The organism is Flavonifractor sp. An92 (assembly GCF_002159175.1).
GTDB lineage: Bacteria > Bacillota > Clostridia > Oscillospirales > Oscillospiraceae > Pseudoflavonifractor_A.
Window position 1 is genome coordinate 61,138 of sequence record NZ_NFGZ01000012.1, and the last position, 17,070, is coordinate 78,207.

Sequence of the window (17,070 nt, forward strand, 5' to 3'; positions counted from 1 at the left end):
CATTTATCGAAAGAACAACGGGAAAATGAACTGAAAGACCTCAAAAATCGAACAAGGAGGAAATCCAAATGAGAAACCTCAAGCGTGCTCTCAGCATGGCTCTGGCTGCTGTCATGGTTCTTGGCCTGATGGTCGTCGGCGCTTCTGCTGCGAGCTACGAAGATTTCACCGACAAGGATGAAATCAAGAACTCTGAGGCCGTGGCTACCATGGTCTCCCTGGGCGTCATCTCCGGTAAGGACGATGGCTCCTATGATCCCGCCGGCAGCCTCACCCGTGCTGAGGCCTGCACCCTGATCGCCCGTATGCTGGGCGGCGGCAAGGACCCCGTTCTGGGCTCCAACATCAAGTCCAACTTCAAGGACACCCAGGGTCACTGGGCTGAGACCTACATCGCCTACTGTGCCAACCTCGGCATCATCGCCGGTGTGGGCAACGGCAACTTCAAGCCCGACGACACCCTGACCGGTTCCGCTGCTGCTAAGATGGTCCTGTGCGCTCTGGGCTACAAGCCCGAGTTCGAGGGCATCGGCGGCGCCAACTGGGAGCTGGCCACCAACACCCTGGCCACCAAGATCGACCTGTACAACGGTCTGGAGACCCTGAACCCCTCCGCCACCATCAGCCGTGACGACGTCGCCCAGCTGATCTACAATGGCGTGCAGGCTCAGGAGGTCGAGTACCGCAACCTGCAGGGCGACTACTCCGGCACCCTGTATGCCTATGATCAGGGCAGCATGCTGGAGAACCGCTTCGGCGTTGTGAAGGTCACCGGTATCGTCATGGCCAATGACGAGGTCGCTCTGGCCGGCTCTGCTGTCCAGAAGGATGGCAAGTCCGCCATCAACGTGGTGAAGGAAGTCAAGTACGGCAACGGCAGCTACACTGGCGTGGAGTCCTTCAACGTGGATATCGACACCTCCCTCATCGGCCAGGAAGTCGTGATCTATGTGAAGCCCGCCTCCCAGCTGAACCCCAACCCCGCTTCTGACGCTGTGCTGGGCACCCCCATTGCCACCGCTAACAACACCGTGGTGACCACCTATGCCAAGCTGGACGGCACCACCGATCCCACTTGGAGCAAGTTCCTGAAGGACAACGACCTGACCGACGGCGGCAAGGGCTATGTCAACTACGCTGAGGGCACTGTGAACAGCAACGCCCGCGGTGTGGAGCTGACCTTCATCGACAACACCGGCGACGGCAAGGTCGACATCAAGCTGGCTGTCAACAAGACTCTGGCTAAGGTCTCCACCTACAACTCCACCAAGGAGTATGTCAAGTTCTCCGGCGACGCCACCGAGTACAGCTTCGATGACGTGATGGGCCTGGAGGACATCGCCCTGAACGACTACGTCCTGTACTATGTTGCCAACGGCAACGCTCATGTGGAGAAGCTGACTGCTGTCACCGCTTCCCTGGAGTCCTACAAGGTCGGCAAGAGCGCCACTCTGGGCGGCGTGACCTACAAGATCTCCGGCCTGACCAACAACGCCGGCGATCTGACCACCTTTGACGGTACCTTTGACAATGACTCCGATCTGAAGTTTGAGAACACCTACGACCTGTATCTGGACAACGACAACAACCTGATCGCCTTCAAGCTCACCGAGGAGAGCGAGAACAAGGATTACGCCGTGGTTCTGGATGCTGGCCTGGATTATCAGACCATCACCTCCGATCCCACCGGCCAGGTCAAGCTGCTGCTGGCTGACGGCACCAAGGTGACCGGCGCCATCGACATGGAGGCCACTCAGGCCAACTACAAGAAGGCTGACAGCGCCAATGCCGATACCGTTGCCAACTTTGCTAACAACTTTGTGAAGACCGGTGGTACTAAGCGCAGCGAGTTCGTCGGCACCGTCGTGACCTACACCAAGAGCGATGATGGCTATGTGCTGAACTACACCAACGCTCCTGCCAACACCACCACCACCACCAACGTGGTGAAGAACATGGCCAGCATGACTGTGGGCGGCAGCAACGTCGTCGTCAACAGCAGCACTGTGTTCTTCTTCAAGAACAACGATGACACCAGCGTCATCACCGGCACCGGCAACCTGTCCAGCACCGCTATTGTCGCTGCCAAGGTGAAGGACGTGGCCTACACCGGCACCTCCACCAAGGTGGCCAAGGCTGTGTACATCGAGGCTGACCCCGGCACCTCCACCAGCAGCTATGCCTATGTGGTGAAGGGCGCTACCGTGAAGCCTGTGGACGGCGTCAACTATGAGTACTACACCGCCGTGCTGAATGACGGCACCGTGACTTCCTTCCAGACTGCCACTGGTACCAACATCACGGTTTCTGGCGTGTACAAGTACGAGACCAACTCCAAGGGTGTGACCACTCTGACTCCCACCACCGCTGACGTGGATGGCGCTCTGGTGAAGGACGAGTCCGTCGTGGGCTACATCTCCACTCTGAGCGGCAACGTCATCGGCGTGACCTACAACGGCAAGGAGAGCTTCTACACCGTGGGCGACGCCAAGGTCTACAATGTTGAGGACACTGACAATGTGTTCACCACTGAGCTGGCCAAGAACCAGAGCGTGGTCATCAGCACCAAGACCTCTGACAGCAAGGTGGTCCTCGACACCATCTTTGTCACCGCCAACGACGTGTCCGAGTACGGCGTGTACCTCAACGGCACCAAGGTCGGAGACTACAAGGTCGGCCAGACTGTCGTTGTGAACGTGCCCAACGTTGCCGCTGCTGGCGATATCACCGTGACCGGCGCTACCCGCACCGACACTAGCAGCACCAATACTGCTACCTTCGTGATGCCCGCTGGCGCTGTCAATGTGACCAGCACTTATGCTCTGACCTATGAGAACACCAACGCCAAGGTTTACAGCGACTCCGCCTGCAAGAATGAGGTCGCTACTGGCACTAAGATTGTTGGTAATACTACTCTTTATGTGAAGAGCGAGAGCAACGCTGCTAGCCAGTCTGAGCTGGATGCTACTAATGTAACCCTGAAAGAAGTGACCGCCGCTGAGGACGGTACTTCCGCCGCCGTTTACAGCTTCACCATGCCTCAGGCTGCTACCAACCCCACCTTTACTCAGAAGTAATTAACTCCTGAGAACTCCCCCCGGACGTTAGTCCGGGGGGAGTTTTTTACTCTCTATTACAGGAAAATGATTCCGTAGTCGTAGATGATTATGGTATCATCCTCGCCCCGGTCCAGTGTCAGGGTGACCGCCACAGGGCCGCTGCCGCCGTCCTCCAGCCGGAAGGCTGCCTGGGTACAGGCATTTCCCTGGAGATCCACGGTCTCTGTCGTCTCCACCAGGTCCATCTTCACACCGTTGAGCAGGCAGGAAATGCTGCCGCCCCGGTAGCGCACCCAGCCCAGGGCCCAGTCATAGGTCTCCAGGGAGATGGATTGGCTGGTCAGAGTCCCTGTTTCCGCAGTCAGGGAGGAGACCGAAAAGTATCCCGCCAGATGTCCGCTGCCCTCCACGGTATAACCGGAGCAGTTCGAACTAAATCCGCTGATGGTGAGATAGAAGGTGTCCCCCGGCTCCATCTGTACTGAGGGGAGATCGATGCTGACCTCCCGGAAACTGCCATAGATTCGCACATCCTGATTGATGGTGCGTTCCTGAAGGCCGTTATGATACAGGACCGCGGTGACCGACCAGGTATTTTCACCGGCTCCGATCATCTTCCAGGTAAAGCGGGTGAGCTGGTATCGGGCCTGTGCCGTGTAGGTGAGGGTGCTGCATGTGCCCTGCATCTGGATGTAGTCGCTGGAATAAGGTGTCCCGGGTCCCTCCGCCGGAAGGCCGGGGAGGAACAGCTTCCCCTCATAAAGATAAAGGGCCTCGCTCTTCTCCGCGATGCCGCTTTCATCGGTGAAGCCGTCGAATACGAGCGCCTTTTTATACCCGGTGTATTTGCTCTCGTAGTAGTTCTGGAGCATCAGGTTGTAGACATTGTAGGCGTTTGCCTCCGTACTGCGCTCCGCCCGGCCCAGAGCCGTGTCGATCGTCGAAAAGTCCTGATTGAAATCCTCCCGCAGGAACGGGTCGGTGGGCTCCCACTGGTGGAGCCCATAGTTTTGCGTAAAGTCTGCCATAAAAACATCCCTCCTGACGCCGGAGCGCCGGGAGGGTGGAAGGGGACAGAGCCGTCCCCGAAGTTCCGATATCGCAAGAAAAAGAGCAAGGGCGCTGGATTTCTCCAGCGCCCTTGCTGCGATCGTTGCCAGGAATGAAAGAAGGATCTATCGCACTCGCTTAGTCGGCATGTCTCCCGTTCGGAGCCAGAACGGGGAAGGGATCAGACCGCCGGCTCCGTGGAGGCATTCTCCACAGCGGGCACTTTCTTGTCAAAGCGCTTGAACACGATGCTGCCCACAAAGCCAGCCAGAGAGCCGCCCAGAGCAGCCAGGACCAGCGCCAGAACGACGGTCTTGGGATCATTGAAGGCAAAGGGAGCCAGCAGGCCGGGGATGGGAGAGGCAGTGCCGGGGGCGTTGTTCACGATGCCCAGCAGAGCGGCCGCCACACCGGCCAGACCGCCGCCGAAGAAGTTGGAGGCGTAGATGGGAATGGGATGCCGGGTGATGATGTGAGCCTGAGTCAGGGGCTCCAGCATGACCGCCACCACGTTGGAGCGGTTGCCCAGGTGCAGACGGGCGAAGATGAAGCCGTTGGTGAAGGAACCGCCGAAGCAGGCGATGGCGGCAATGCCCATGGGCAGGCCGGTCAGGCCCAGCATAGCGGTAAGAGCCATGGAGCTGAGGGGAGAGGTGCAGATCATCTTGATGATGCCGCCCAGCAGGAGGCCCATCAGAGCGGGGGACTGCTCGGTAGCGGCGATGATGGTCTGGCCGATGTAGCCCATGCCGGCGGTGACCACGGGATCGACCGCATAGGCCACGCCACGGGCCAGAGGAGCCAGAAGCAGGGCGCCGGCGATGACGTCCAGGCCCTCGGGCAGATACTTCTCAATGAGGGGAGCCAGGAAGCCCACCAGATAACCAACGATGAAGCCGGGCAGGATGCCGTAGCCGCCCACAGCCACGCCGGCCACCACCGCGAAGATGGGGTTGGCGCCCATGCTGATGGGGACCAGGATGGCGGCGGCCACGCCGCCCATGCTGCCGGCGGTGGAGCCCACTTCGCCGATGAAGGTCAGACCCAGAAGGTCGCCGGAGATATAGCGGTGTACGGCCTCCACCAGGAAGGTGGCCACAGCCGCATTGGCCAGACCAGACATTGCTTTCGAGCCCATCGGTGCCTTCATGCTGAAGAGGGAGAACCCGGCCAGCGTGAGGAGCAGCAGGCCCATACCTAAAAGAATGGTTGTCATAGCTTCATACCTCCGTCGATTTATTGACTTTCCTTTTGCTGATGCTTCTAGTTTATAGGCACTCTTCATAAAACTACAGGAAGTAACAGAAAGGAAGCTGTAAAATTTACCGAACTCTCCAGTTTTGTATAGTTTCGCAAAAGAAAACTGCCTTGACTTTGTGCAAAACGCAGACAAAATCAGGCAGTTTATTCCAGCAGTTCGCTTTAGTAGGAAGCAAAGAACATAGTAGTGAAATTTTTTTCTCAGGAATGGCCCCCGCACAGCGCGGCCAGTGCATACAGGAACTTCTTGACCGACACCCGCCCATGGCGGCCGGACTTGCCGCGGATGCAGTCCATCTCCCGCCGGACCTGCTCAAACTGGTAGAGCGTACCAGCGTATTCGGTGAAGGTGTCGTTGGAGTAGTCCTCAATGCCCAGGTTGGCCAGATTGGTCATCCCGGCGGTGGCCGCCCGGCGGATGCGCTGCTCCATGGCCTTGGGGGAGTCGCTGAAGCGGGCGCAGAGCTGGGCCACCGTGTCCTGGGGCTGGCCGCTGTCCTGGCTGACCAGATAGCCCACCACCTGGGCGATGTCCCGGCAGGCGGGATCGCCGCTGATGCCCAGCCGGTGGAGGACCATGTTGAGGGTGCTCTGCACCCGGTCCTCCTCCTCCGCGGGAGCGGCGGGCGGGGGAGTGGGCTCCCCGGCGGGGACGGGCGGACGGCCCACCCCGCCGCCCAGGATGGAGCGCATCTGCTCCAGGGTGGAGTCCATGGTGATCATCTGCCCCACCCGGCGCAGCACCCCCACCACCTCGATGCTGTTGATGGGCTTGGTGATGAAGAAGTCCACTCCGGTGGCGTAGGCCTCGGCCACCATGTCCTTGCTGGTGACCTGGGAGAGCATGACGAAGTGGAGCTGGGGGTAGCGCTCGTGGGCCTGGCGGACAAAGGCGATGCCGTCCATGCCGGGCATGAGCAGGTCCACGATGACGATGTGGGGACGCATATAGTTCAGGTCCTCCAGGGCGTCGGAGCCGCTGGAGGCGGTGCCGCAGACGCAGCCGCAGCCGCTGTCCTCGATGATCATACGCAGCACATTGAGCACCGCGGGATCGTCATCGACCAGATAAAAGAGCATTTAACCTTCCTCCAGTTCCGATTTGGGGATATGGATGGTGAACGTGGTGGCACCGTCCGCGCTGGACACGGCGATGGTGCCGTGGAGCTTTTCCTCCACCAGCCCCTTCACCAGGGGCAGGCCCAGGCCGCGGTTGATGGCGCCGGTGGTGTAGTTGATCTTGCTGGAGAAGCCGGGCAGGAAGATCTGGCCCAGCCGCTCCGGCGGGATGCCGCCGCAGTCATCCCGCACCGTGAAGCAGTAGTTGTCCCCCTCCGCCCGGGCGGTGAGGGCGATGTGGTGGACCCCCTGGGTGGGGGCGGCCTCCACAGCGTTGTTGAGCAGGTTGTGGAAGATGGACATGAGGTAGTGGTGCTGGGTGGTGTAGAACTGGACGCGGCTGTCCCGCTGAAAGACCACCTGCTTTCCGGCGGCCTGGGCGGTCTGGGCCACGCTCTGCCCCAGCAGGGCGGCCAGATCCTGCCAGACCATACCGGCCCCGGCGTCCTCCTTCTCCAGAGCCTCGGAGATGCCACGCATGATGAGGAAGTACTCCTTTTTGACCTCATGAACGTCGGTGGCCACCGACAGGGCCAGCTCCACGTCTGACGCCGTCCCGCCGTTGTCCCGCAGGGAGCTGTACAGGTGGTAGGCCCGGTTCATGGTGTCCTCGATGAGGGCGGTGCCCTTGTCCATCCAGGCCACCTCGCTCTTGAGGCTGGCGGTCATCAGGAGGAGGCGGCGGTAGCGGTCGGCGTCCTCCCGCCGCAGGAGCTGGAAGCCGTACCCGTCCAGCAGCCGCAGCAGCCCCCAGGCCAGGATGCTGCGCACCGCGCCCACCAGCAGCAGCTGCCCCAGCGAGGCGGGGAGAAAGGCGTCCAGCCCCACCCGGACCAGGAGCTCGGCCAGGTTCGACAGGGCGTCCAGCCCGGCCAGGGGCAGGCAGGCCCACAGGGGGAAGGGGTGGAAGCGCACCTTGTGGCGGTAGAGCTCGAAGAGCAGGCCGTAACAGACATAAAAGACCATCTCCGGCGCGTGGGCGTTCCAGCTCCCGGCCATGGTGCCCACCGTGGTCAGCCGGGCCAGCGCCCGCAGGAGGAACACCCCCGGCGCGGCCAGTACCATGCTCCACGCCACCGGGAGTACCGGCCACAGGGAGCACAGCGCCGGCAGGAGCACCACGGCGATGGAAATGGTGAAGGCCCCCGGCTCCAGACCCATGGAGACCTGGGAGGCCACCGCAATGACCAGCGCGCCCAGCAGGGCGGAGCGCCGTCGGGATGCTTGTTCCATGCTTGTCCTCCTTCTCCGAACTTCCATTGAATTCCTCTATTATCATACAATACTTTCATAGCTTTGTATACACCGGGAAATAAATTACACGTTGCGAATCAAAAAGGAGGGCCTCCGCAAAAGCGGAGGCCCTCCCAGCAGCAGGGTCTATTCTTCCTCGTTGTGGAACAGGAGCCGGTAATCCGTGCCCTCCACGGCGTAGATGCTGTCCATGTCCTCGTGGACCATGGACTCCGGGTCGAAGGGGACCTGGAATTTGACGCAGGTGCCGCAGGAGGCGGACAGGGCACGGGGCACGGGCATCATTTTGGGCTTGTCCCCCCGGTCCTTGCAGAGCTTCTGGAACTGAATGGCTCCGAAGTGGGTATGGAAGGTGGCGATCTGTTCCATCTTACTTGGAGATGGTCAGCTCAAAGTCCTCGCCCACGGCCTTGTGGGTGACCTTGTAGCCGGCATTGGTCGCAAAGCGGGTGATGTTCTGTACGGGAGTCATGCTGTCCACCAGCACCTTCAGGGGCACGCCGCCCTTCAGGGCGTTCTTGGTCATCAGCACCGGCTCCGGGCAGGAATAGCCTCTGGCGTCCAGTTCGTTCATGTGATAACTCCCTTTCCTTTATTTCTTCTTGCCCAGGTTGAGGGCGCCGATGGCGCACACGATCACCAGGCCCAGGATGACGGCGATCTTGCCGTTGGCGGTGGGGCCGTCAGCGGAGGAGGCCAGACCGAAGTTGTGGCAGAAGGCGGCGCCCACCACCATGCCCAGCACGGCCATGGAGGAGTCGCTGTTGCCGCTGCCGGAGAGGATCAGCTGGCGCAGGGGACAGCCGCCCAGCAGCACGGAGCCCACGCCCACCAGGACCATGCCCAGCAGGTTCCACAGGCCGTCCACATGGGCCACAGGCTGGCCGGCGAAGCCGGGGTTGAACTTACCCAGGATCAGGTTGCCCACCAGCACGGCCACGAAGATGGCCACAAAGCCGCTGAGCAGGTGGAAATCCTTGAAGAGCAGGGCGTCGCGGATGCCGCCCACCATGCACAGGCGGGTCTTCTGGGCCAGAGCGCCCACCACCAGACCGGCGATGAGAGCCGCGGCGATGGGGGCACGCATGGAGCCCGGGCCGCTCTCCGAGAACATCAGCAGGGCGGGGGCGCCCACCAGCAGGATCAGCAGGCCCACGGCCACGGCGGGCATCAGGACGCCCTCCACCTTGGGCTGGGGAGTGGACTTTTTGAGGGAGAAGCCGGCGCGCAGGAACAGGGTGCCGATACCGATGCCCAGCACGAAGCCGACCAGGCCCAGGATGGCGTTGCCGTCACCGCCGCCCAGGCGGATGACCATACGCAGGGGGCAGCCCAGGAACATCAGGGCGCCCACCATCACACAGAAGCCCAGCACGAAGCGGGCCATGGGGGACGAGCCGCCCCGGACATTGAACTCTTTCCCGGCCAGCGCCATGATGAACGCGCCCAGCACCAGGCCCATGATCTCCGGGCGGACATACTGCACAATGGGGGCGGAGTGGAGCTTCACGCCGCCGGCGATGTCCCGCAGGAAGCAGGCGATACAGAAGCCCATGTTGGCCGGATTGCCCAGCGCCACCAGGATCACCGAGCAGGCGCCCACGATGAGGCCGGCCAGGATGATCAGGCCGTGGTCTTTCCACTTTGACATAGAATCTCCTCCTTGTACTTGTAACACACCAACACACGGTTGCAGTGCCATTATAGCCCAGGGGTCCTTGGATTGGAAATCAATCTTCTCTATATAGGCTTGGATTCTATATCGAAAAATGCAATAAAGGCAGAGAAATAACCCCTGTATTTATCAATATCTTTTATTTTTATAACAAATATACCCTTTCTTTTTCGACAGGGGCTGTGTATACTTAGTTCATACGGGTAGAATGGATTCCGGCACAAAAAAACGGACTCCGGTCTGACCGGAGTCCGTTTCTTCTGCGGGGTTCAGCGGCCGGGCCGCACGCGGACCAGGCGCTCTCCCAAGGGGAGAACCTGTCCGATGGCTGCGCCGGGCACGCCCAGATCGTGGAGCCGGTGGAGCAGCTCTTCCGCCCGGGCCTCCGGCACCGAGATGAGGAGACCGCCGGCGGTCTGGGGATCGTAGAGGATGTCGCTGCGCTCCAGGGGGATGCCGGCGTCCACTTGTACATCGTCCGCCAGGTAGCCCATGTTGTTGTAGGCGCCGCTGGGGATGATGCCGTCTCGGGCCAGCTCCAGGGCCTTGGGCAGGATGGGCACTGCGTCGGCCCACAGCTCGATGGTGTGCTTGCAGCCCTTGGCCATCTCCTGCACATGGCCCAGCAGGCCGAAGCCGGTGATGTCGGTGCAGGCGTTGGGGCGCACGGGGAGCATGGCCTCCTGGGCTTTCTTGTTCAGGGTGGTCATCACGGCGATCATCTCGTTGTACTCCGCCTCGCTGAGGAGGTCCGCCTTGGCGGCGGTAGAGAGCACGCCGGTGCCCAGGGGCTTGGTGATGATGAGGAGGTCGCCCTCCTTGGAGCCGTCGTTGGTGAGGATCTCCTCGGGGCGGGCGAAGCCGGTGACGCACAGGCCGTACTTGGGCTCCTTGTCCTCGATGCTGTGGCCGCCCACGATGACCGCCCCGGCCTCCATCACCTTATCATAACCGCCGGCCAGGATGCCCTTGACGATCTCCAGGGGCAGGCAGTTGGGGAAGGTGAGCAGGTTCATGGCGATCTTGGGGGTACCGCCCATGGCCCACACGTCCGAGAGGGCGTTGGTGGCGGCCACCTGACCGAACTGGAAGGGGTCGTCCACGATGGGCGGGAAGAAGTCCACGGTGGCGATCATGGCGGTGTCGTCGTTGATGCGATAGACGGCGGCGTCGTCGCTGGAGTCAAAGCCAACCATCAGGTTGGGGTCGTAAATGCGGGGGAGATCGGCGAGCAGGGACCCTAGGACACCCGGTCCTATCTTGGCGCCTCACCCGCCGGCAGAAGTCATCTCGGTGAGCTTGATGGCTTTGTTCTGGGATGACATGATTCCGCACCTTCTTTCTCTGGTATTCCGCGAGGCCCCTCTATTCTACCCTGTGAGTTCGCAAATAGCAACAGGAGAGAGGAACGATTTCTATGCAGCTCAAGCAGTTGGAAGTGTTTGTCCAGGTGGCGCGGCTGAAGAGCTTTTCCAAGGCGGCCGACGCCCTCTATCTGACCCAGCCCACCATCAGCGCCCACATCAGCGCGCTGGAGAGCGAGCTGGGCACCAAGCTGGTGGTGCGCTCCACCAAGGAGATCCAGCTCACCACCACAGGCAGCATCCTCTTCAGCTACGCCAATCAGATCCTGGGTCTGTGCGAGCGGGCGGAGCAGGATGTGCGCACCGCCTCCTCGGACATCCAGGGCGCGCTGTCGGTGGCGGCGTCCACGGTGCCCTCCCAGTACCTCCTGCCCCGCATCCTGCCCCACCTGCGCCAGCGCTACCCCAAGGTGTTCTTCCAGGTGTTCCAGGGGGACAGCAGCCAGGTGGCCCAGCGCATCTTTGAAAACGGCGCGGAGCTGGGCATCATCGGCTCCCCGGTCCAGAAGGCCGGATGTGTCTGTACCCCCTTCTTCTCCGAGCGGATGGTCATCGTCACCCCCAACACCCCCGAGTATCAGGAGCTGGGCGGGGAGATGACCGGCCAGGTCCTCCGCTCCAGCCCCTTCCTGGTCCGGGAGCCCGGCTCCGGCACCCGCAAGCGCAGTGAGGAATTTCTCCGCGGCATCGGCGTGGACCCCCGGGAGCTGACCCTGGCCGCCCAGCTGCAGAGCACCGAGAGCATCCTCCAGGGCGTCAAAAACGGCCTGGGCATCTCCATCGTCTCCGGCCTGGCCGCCAGCGACTATGTGCAGATGGGCGCGGTGCTGTCCTTTGACTTCGACAGCCCTCTCCTCACCCGGCAGTTCTACCTCATCCACCACCGCAACCGCCCCCACTCCCCGGCGGCCGCCATGCTGCTCAAGGAGCTGCCCCGCTACTTCCAGAACGAGATCTCCGCCGAAGATGTGACCTGAGTTTCCCTGCCAAAGTTCGGCGGGTCCGAGCCACTGGATTTTGTGTGTTTTGTGCCCCGCTGTGGGGCGGCACTGTGTCATTTCCACAGAAGCCATCCCCCCGCAGCCCCCAAGTCTCTTCCATTTCCACAGGGTATCCCGCCCAGAATGCCGCGACCGGAGCGATTCGGCCGCGGCATTTCGCGTTTTTGGGCGAAAAAAACCGCTTGACATTTTCTGGTCTGTTCCGTAAAATACGTTTAAACTTTTTAATTAAATTTTTTTAATTAAAATTTTTGAAACTACAAACTGCGACGTCCGTCGCCCCCGCAAAGGGAAAGGAGAACGTAACTATGTTTGAGAAGGTCCGTGACATTATTGTGAGCAACCTGAGCTGCGATCTGGAGGCCGTCACCATGGAGGCCAGCCTCACCGACGATCTGGAGCTGGACAGCCTGGACGCCGTGGATCTGAACGCCGCTCTGGAGGATGAGCTGGGCGTGTCCATGCCCGACGAGGTGCTGAAGGAAGTCCAGACCGTGGGCGACATCGTCCGCTATCTGGAGGAGCACGCCGAGTAAGGGGCGCAGGGCCATGGAACTGAACGAAGTTTTAGCGCTGATGGAGCGCTTTGAGGGCAGCGCCATCCAGCGCATGGAGCTGGAGAGCAAGGGCTTCCGCCTGATGCTGGACAAGGCCGTGCCGGTGGCGGCGGCGCCCGTGGCTGCCGTCCCCGTGGCCGCGCCCGTCCCTGCTGCGGCCCCCGCCGCCGCTCCCGCGCCCGCCCCGGAGGCTCCCGCCGCCGCTCCTGCCGAGGCGGAGGGCACCCTCATCAAGGCTCCCCTGGTGGGCACCTTCTACGCCGCCTCTTCCCCCGACGCCGCCCCCTTTGCCCCCGTGGGCGCCCAGGTGAAGGCCGGCCAGACCCTGTGCATCCTGGAGGCCATGAAGATGATGAGCGAGGTCCCCTCTCCCGTCAGCGGCGTCATCACCGAGGTGCTGGTGTCCGACGGCGAGCTGGTGGGCTTCGACCAGCCCCTGTTCCGCGTGAAGGAGTGCTGATCCCGGCCCCAGCCGCAATAACCGCGCCATAGCAGACGACCTCCATGTCCGGAGCCGGTCTCTCATCTGCGCGGGAATCCCATGGAGGTTTTGCTATGTTCAAGCGAGTTCTGATCGCCAACCGGGGCGAGATCGCGGTGCGGGTCATCCGCGCCTGCCAGGAGCTGGGCGTTGAGAGCGTGGCGGTCCACTCCACCGCCGACGCCGATGCCCTCCACGTACAGCTGGCCACCCGGGCCGTCTGCGTGGGGCCCGCCAAGGCCGCCGACAGCTATCTCAGCCCCATTTCCCTGCTGACTGCCGCCGTGGAGAGCGGCTGTGACGCCGTCCACCCCGGCTACGGCTTCCTCTCCGAGAACGCGGAGTTCGCCGACCTGTGCGCCAAGAGCGGCCTGAGCTTCATCGGGCCCAGCGGCGACATCATCCGGCAGATGGGCAACAAGGCCGCCGCCCGCGCCCTGATGCAGGAGCACGGGGTGCCGGTGGTGCCCGGCTCCGACGGCCCGGTGCCCGACAGCACCGCGGCCGCCAAGCTGGCCGAGACCATCGGCTATCCGGTGCTCATCAAGGCCAGCGCCGGCGGCGGCGGCCGGGGCATGCGCCGGGTGGACGACCCGGCCGACCTGGAGCGCCTCTTTGACGAGGCCCGGGCCGAGGCCGTGGCCTGCTTCGGAGACGGCGAGCTCTATCTGGAGAAGCTGATCCTCAACCCCCGGCACATCGAGTTCCAGATCCTGGCCGATACCCAGGGGAACGTGGTCCACCTGGGGGAGCGGGACTGCTCCATCCAGCGGAAGAACCAGAAGCTCATGGAGGAATCTCCCTCCAAGGCCCTGACCCCCGAGCTGCGCGCCGAGATGGGCAAGGCCGCCGTGGCCGCCGCCAAGGCCGCGGGGTACGTCAACGCCGGCACCATCGAGTTCGTGGTGGACCGGGAGGGCCACTTCTACTTCATCGAGATGAACACCCGCATCCAGGTGGAGCACCCCGTCACCGAGATGGTCACGGGGCTGGACCTGGTGAAGGAGCAGCTGCGCATCGCCGCGGGCCTGCCTCTCTCGGTGCAGCAGGAGGACATCACCCTCACCGGCCACGCCATCGAGTGCCGCATCAACGCCGAGGACCCCACCCGGGGCTTCTGCCCCTGCCCCGGCAAGACCGAGTTCCTCCACCTCCCCGGCGGCCCCGGGGTGCGGGTGGACACCCTCCTCTATAACGGGTACTCGGTCAGCCCCTACTATGACTCCCTGGTGGCCAAGGTGATCGTCCATGCCCCCACCCGGCTGGAGGCCATCCGGCGCATGCGCCGGTGCCTGGCCGAGCTGGTCATCGACGGCTACCCCACCACCGCCGACTTCTGCCATCTGATCCTCCACCACCCCGACTTCGTCCGGGGCCAGTACGACACCGGCTTCCTGGCTCAGAATCAGGAAGAGCTGCTGCGCTGGGAGTGCCAGTCCCTCTCGGACCAGTAAGGCGCGTTGAAAGGAGACTGCCGTGAATCACATCTTTTTACAGCGCCGTGCCAAGCTGGAGCAGCTTCAGCGCCAGCGGGGTTTGCGGGAAAAGGCCGGCGTCAAGCGCCCCGAGGCCAGCGTCTTTGAGCAGTGCCCCGCCTGCGGGGCCGCCGTGGCCAAGCGGGACCTGGCCCGCTCCCTGTATGTCTGCCCCGAGTGCGGCCAGCACCACAAGATCGGGGCCTATCTGCGTCTTTCCATGCTGCTGGACCCCCACACGTTCCAGGAGCTGGACGAGCACCTGTGCTCCACCGACCCCCTGAGCTTCCCCAATTATGAGGAGAAGCTCGCCGGTCTGCGGCACAAGACCGGTCTCACCGAGGGCGTGGTCACCGCCCGGGGCAAGATCAACGGCCGCAGCGTGGTGGCCGCTGTCCTGGACAGCAGCTTCCTCATGGGCAGCATGGGCATCGCCGTGGGTGAGAAGATCACCCGGGCGGTGGAGTACGCCATGCGGCAGAAGCTGCCCCTCATCATCTTTTCCGCCAGCGGTGGCGCCCGGATGCAGGAGGGCATCCTGTCCCTCATGCAGATGGCCAAGACCAGCGCCGCCCTGGACCGTTTCCGCAGCAGCGGCGGACTGTACATCTCGGTGTTCACCCACCCCACCACCGGCGGCGTGACGGCCTCTTTCGCCTCCCTGGGCGACTACACCCTGGCCGAGCCGGGGGCCCTCATCGGCTTTGCCGGGCCCCGGGTCATCGAGCAGACCATCGGCCAGAAGCTCCCCGAGGGGTTCCAGAGCGCCGAATACCTGGAGGAGCACGGCTTCGTGGACCAGATCGTCCCCCGCAGCCGCATGCGGGACGTGATCTCCCAGCTCCTCCGGCTCCACCAGAAGGGAGGCAAGCTCCATGATTCGTGAGATCGAAGAGAAGATCGCCGACATCGACGCTGAGATGGCGAAGCTGTCGGGCAGCGACCAGGGCGCCTCCCGCCTGCGCTACGCCCAGCTGGTGCGGGACCGCTCCGAGCTCCTGGAGGCCTGCCGGGATCTCTCCGCCGGTGACAAGGTCTATGTGGCCCGCCACGCCGGACGCCCCGGCACCGCGGACTTCATCAACGCCCTCATCACCGACTTCTTTGAGTGCAAGGGCGACCGGCTGTGCCGGGAGGACCCCAGCATCCTGGGCGGCGTGGGCTTCTACCACGGCCTCCCTGTCACTGTCATCGGCCACCGCAAGGGCAAGGATTTACAGGAGAACATGGCCTGCAACTTCGGCATGCCCTCCCCCGAGGGCTACCGCAAGGCCCAGCGCCTGATGAAGCAGGCCGAGCAGTTCCACCGGCCCATCATCACCTTCGTGGACACCCCCGGCGCCTACCCCGGCCTGGAGGCCGAGGCCCACGGCCAGGGTGAGGCCATTGCCTCCAGCCTGGCTCTGATGAGCTCCCTCACCGTGCCGGTGATCAGCGTCATCATCGGCGAGGGCGGCAGCGGCGGCGCGCTGGCGCTGGCCGTGGCCAACAAGGTGCTGATGCTGGAGAACGCCGTCTACTCGGTGCTCTCCCCCGAGGGCTTCGCCTCCATCCTCTGGAAGGACTCCGGCCGGGCCGGAGAGGCCGCCGACGTGATGAAGCTCACCGCCGACGACCTGTTGGAGCTGGATGTCATCGACCAGATCATCCCCGAGCCCCTGGGCGGCGCCCACCAGAACCCCGCCGCCGTCTTTTCCGCGGTGGACCGGGCGCTGTACATCAGCCTGCAGCAGCTGCTGAAGCTGCGCTCGCCCGCCGCCCACCGCTATCAGAAATTCCGTGACATGGGCCTGCGCTACACCGTTGAGGCCCGAAAGGACAGAACATGATGGGTCTCAAATTCATTTCCACTGGCCGCTGTGTTCCCGGCAAGATCGTCACCAACGACGACATGAGTAAGATCGTGGACACCAGCGACGAGTGGATCCGCACCCGCACCGGCATCGCCCAGCGCTATTTCTCCGACGGGGAGACGGCGGTGGACCTGGCGGTGGGGGCCGCCCGGCAGGCCATGGAACGCGCCAATGTGCGCCCCGAGGAGATCGGCGTGTGCGTGGTGGCCACCTGCACCCCCGACCACTCCGCTCCCTCCGACGCCTGCCTGGTGCAGGCCGCCCTGGGTATCCCCGAGGATGTGCCCTGCTTTGACCTGAACGCCGGGTGCACCGGCTTCCTCTACGGCCTGGAGACCGTCCGGGGTCTGCTGTCCCTGGGCAGCAAGCCCTACGCCCTGCTCATCGGCTGTGAACAGCTCAGCCGGGTGCTGGACATGACCGACCGCTCCACCTGCGTCCTCTTCGGCGACGGCGCGGGCGCGGCGGTGCTGGGCCTGGAGGAGGGCGCGCTGTGGGAGGCTCTGCTGGGCTCCCGGGGCAACTGGGAGATCCTGTGGGTCAACGGCCCCGGGCCGGAGACCGCCGCCGTCCACATGAACGGCCAGGGGGTCTACCGCTTCGCCGTGGAGGCCATTCCCTCCTGTGCCAACACCCTGCTGGAGCGCTCCGGCCTGACCATGGACGACATCGACTGGATCGTCCCCCACCAGGCCAACCGCCGCATCATCGAGACGGCGGCCAAACGCCTCCACGCACCCATCGAGAAGTTTTATCAGAACATGGAGCGCTACGGCAACACCTCCGCCGCCAGCATCCCCATCGCCCTGGATGAGATGAACACCGCCGGGCTCCTGAAGCGGGGCCAGCGGGTGATGTGCATCGGCTTCGGCGCGGGCCTCACCTGGGGCGGCGCGCTGTTCCAGTGGTAAGAGCGGAAAGG

The 17,070-nt window shown here is 63.1% G+C and carries 16 protein-coding genes; 8 read left to right on the forward strand and 8 right to left on the reverse strand.

Annotation, left to right across the window (positions count from 1 at the left end; translation table 11 throughout):
* Window positions 1-68 precede the first annotated feature (68 nt).
* On the forward strand, window positions 69-3,077 hold the full coding sequence (locus B5G43_RS09900; protein ID WP_087260783.1) for an S-layer homology domain-containing protein: 3,009 nt from the start codon (window positions 69-71) through the stop codon (window positions 3,075-3,077).
* Window positions 3,078-3,133: 56 nt separating this feature from the next.
* Here B5G43_RS09900 and B5G43_RS09905 read toward each other — a convergent pair whose 3' ends face one another.
* From B5G43_RS09905 to selD, 8 genes are all read right to left on the reverse strand, one after another.
* On the reverse strand, window positions 3,134-4,087 hold the full coding sequence (locus B5G43_RS09905; protein ID WP_087260785.1) for a hypothetical protein: 954 nt from the start codon (window positions 4,085-4,087) through the stop codon (window positions 3,134-3,136).
* A 203-nt stretch (window positions 4,088-4,290) separates the two neighbouring features.
* Complete coding sequence (locus B5G43_RS09910; RefSeq protein ID WP_087260787.1) at window positions 4,291-5,325, reverse strand: PTS sugar transporter subunit IIC; 1,035 nt, start codon at window positions 5,323-5,325, stop codon at window positions 4,291-4,293.
* Between the two features lie 245 nt (window positions 5,326-5,570).
* Window positions 5,571-6,449 carry a response regulator gene (locus B5G43_RS09915; RefSeq protein WP_087260789.1) on the reverse strand — a complete coding sequence of 293 codons (879 nt, stop codon included), beginning with the start codon at window positions 6,447-6,449 and terminating at the stop codon, window positions 5,571-5,573.
* Window positions 6,450-7,721 carry an ATP-binding protein gene (locus B5G43_RS09920; RefSeq protein ID WP_087260791.1) on the reverse strand — a complete coding sequence of 424 codons (1,272 nt, stop codon included), beginning with the start codon at window positions 7,719-7,721 and terminating at the stop codon, window positions 6,450-6,452.
* Between the two features lie 147 nt (window positions 7,722-7,868).
* Window positions 7,869-8,111: a DUF3343 domain-containing protein gene (locus B5G43_RS09925; protein WP_087260792.1), complete on the reverse strand. Its 243-nt coding sequence runs from the start codon at window positions 8,109-8,111 to the stop codon at window positions 7,869-7,871.
* A 1-nt stretch (window position 8,112) separates the two neighbouring features.
* Window positions 8,113-8,316 carry a sulfurtransferase TusA family protein gene (locus B5G43_RS09930; protein WP_087260794.1) on the reverse strand — a complete coding sequence of 68 codons (204 nt, stop codon included), beginning with the start codon at window positions 8,314-8,316 and terminating at the stop codon, window positions 8,113-8,115.
* Between the two features lie 18 nt (window positions 8,317-8,334).
* Window positions 8,335-9,393, reverse strand: coding sequence for a YedE family putative selenium transporter (gene yedE / locus B5G43_RS09935; RefSeq protein WP_087260796.1), 1,059 nt, complete (start codon window positions 9,391-9,393; stop codon window positions 8,335-8,337).
* A 293-nt stretch (window positions 9,394-9,686) separates the two neighbouring features.
* Complete coding sequence (gene selD / locus B5G43_RS09940) at window positions 9,687-10,742, reverse strand: selenide, water dikinase SelD (protein WP_087260798.1); 1,056 nt, start codon at window positions 10,740-10,742, stop codon at window positions 9,687-9,689.
* A gap of 92 nt (window positions 10,743-10,834) precedes the next feature.
* Here selD and B5G43_RS09945 point away from each other — a divergent pair, with 92 nt between their 5' ends.
* From B5G43_RS09945 to B5G43_RS09975, 7 genes are all read left to right on the forward strand, one after another.
* On the forward strand, window positions 10,835-11,758 hold the full coding sequence (locus B5G43_RS09945) for a selenium metabolism-associated LysR family transcriptional regulator (protein ID WP_087260800.1): 924 nt from the start codon (window positions 10,835-10,837) through the stop codon (window positions 11,756-11,758).
* Window positions 11,759-12,090: 332 nt separating this feature from the next.
* Window positions 12,091-12,318 (forward strand): acyl carrier protein, encoded by a 228-nt coding sequence (locus tag B5G43_RS09950; protein WP_087260802.1) that lies wholly within the window; start codon window positions 12,091-12,093, stop codon window positions 12,316-12,318.
* Window positions 12,319-12,331: 13 nt separating this feature from the next.
* Complete coding sequence (accB, locus tag B5G43_RS09955; protein ID WP_087260804.1) at window positions 12,332-12,799, forward strand: acetyl-CoA carboxylase biotin carboxyl carrier protein; 468 nt, start codon at window positions 12,332-12,334, stop codon at window positions 12,797-12,799.
* Between the two features lie 95 nt (window positions 12,800-12,894).
* On the forward strand, window positions 12,895-14,274 hold the full coding sequence (gene accC / locus B5G43_RS09960) for an acetyl-CoA carboxylase biotin carboxylase subunit (RefSeq protein WP_087260806.1): 1,380 nt from the start codon (window positions 12,895-12,897) through the stop codon (window positions 14,272-14,274).
* A 22-nt stretch (window positions 14,275-14,296) separates the two neighbouring features.
* Window positions 14,297-15,181 (forward strand): acetyl-CoA carboxylase, carboxyltransferase subunit beta, encoded by an 885-nt coding sequence (gene accD / locus B5G43_RS09965; protein ID WP_087260808.1) that lies wholly within the window; start codon window positions 14,297-14,299, stop codon window positions 15,179-15,181.
* Window positions 15,171-16,124 (forward strand): acetyl-CoA carboxylase carboxyltransferase subunit alpha, encoded by a 954-nt coding sequence (locus B5G43_RS09970; RefSeq protein WP_087260810.1) that lies wholly within the window; start codon window positions 15,171-15,173, stop codon window positions 16,122-16,124. The genes accD and B5G43_RS09970 overlap by 11 nt, the downstream gene beginning before the upstream one ends.
* Window positions 16,121-17,059, forward strand: a complete 939-nt coding sequence (locus B5G43_RS09975; RefSeq protein ID WP_087260812.1) for a beta-ketoacyl-ACP synthase III — start codon at window positions 16,121-16,123, stop codon at window positions 17,057-17,059. The genes B5G43_RS09970 and B5G43_RS09975 overlap by 4 nt, the downstream gene beginning before the upstream one ends.
* Window positions 17,060-17,070: the final 11 nt, after the last annotated feature.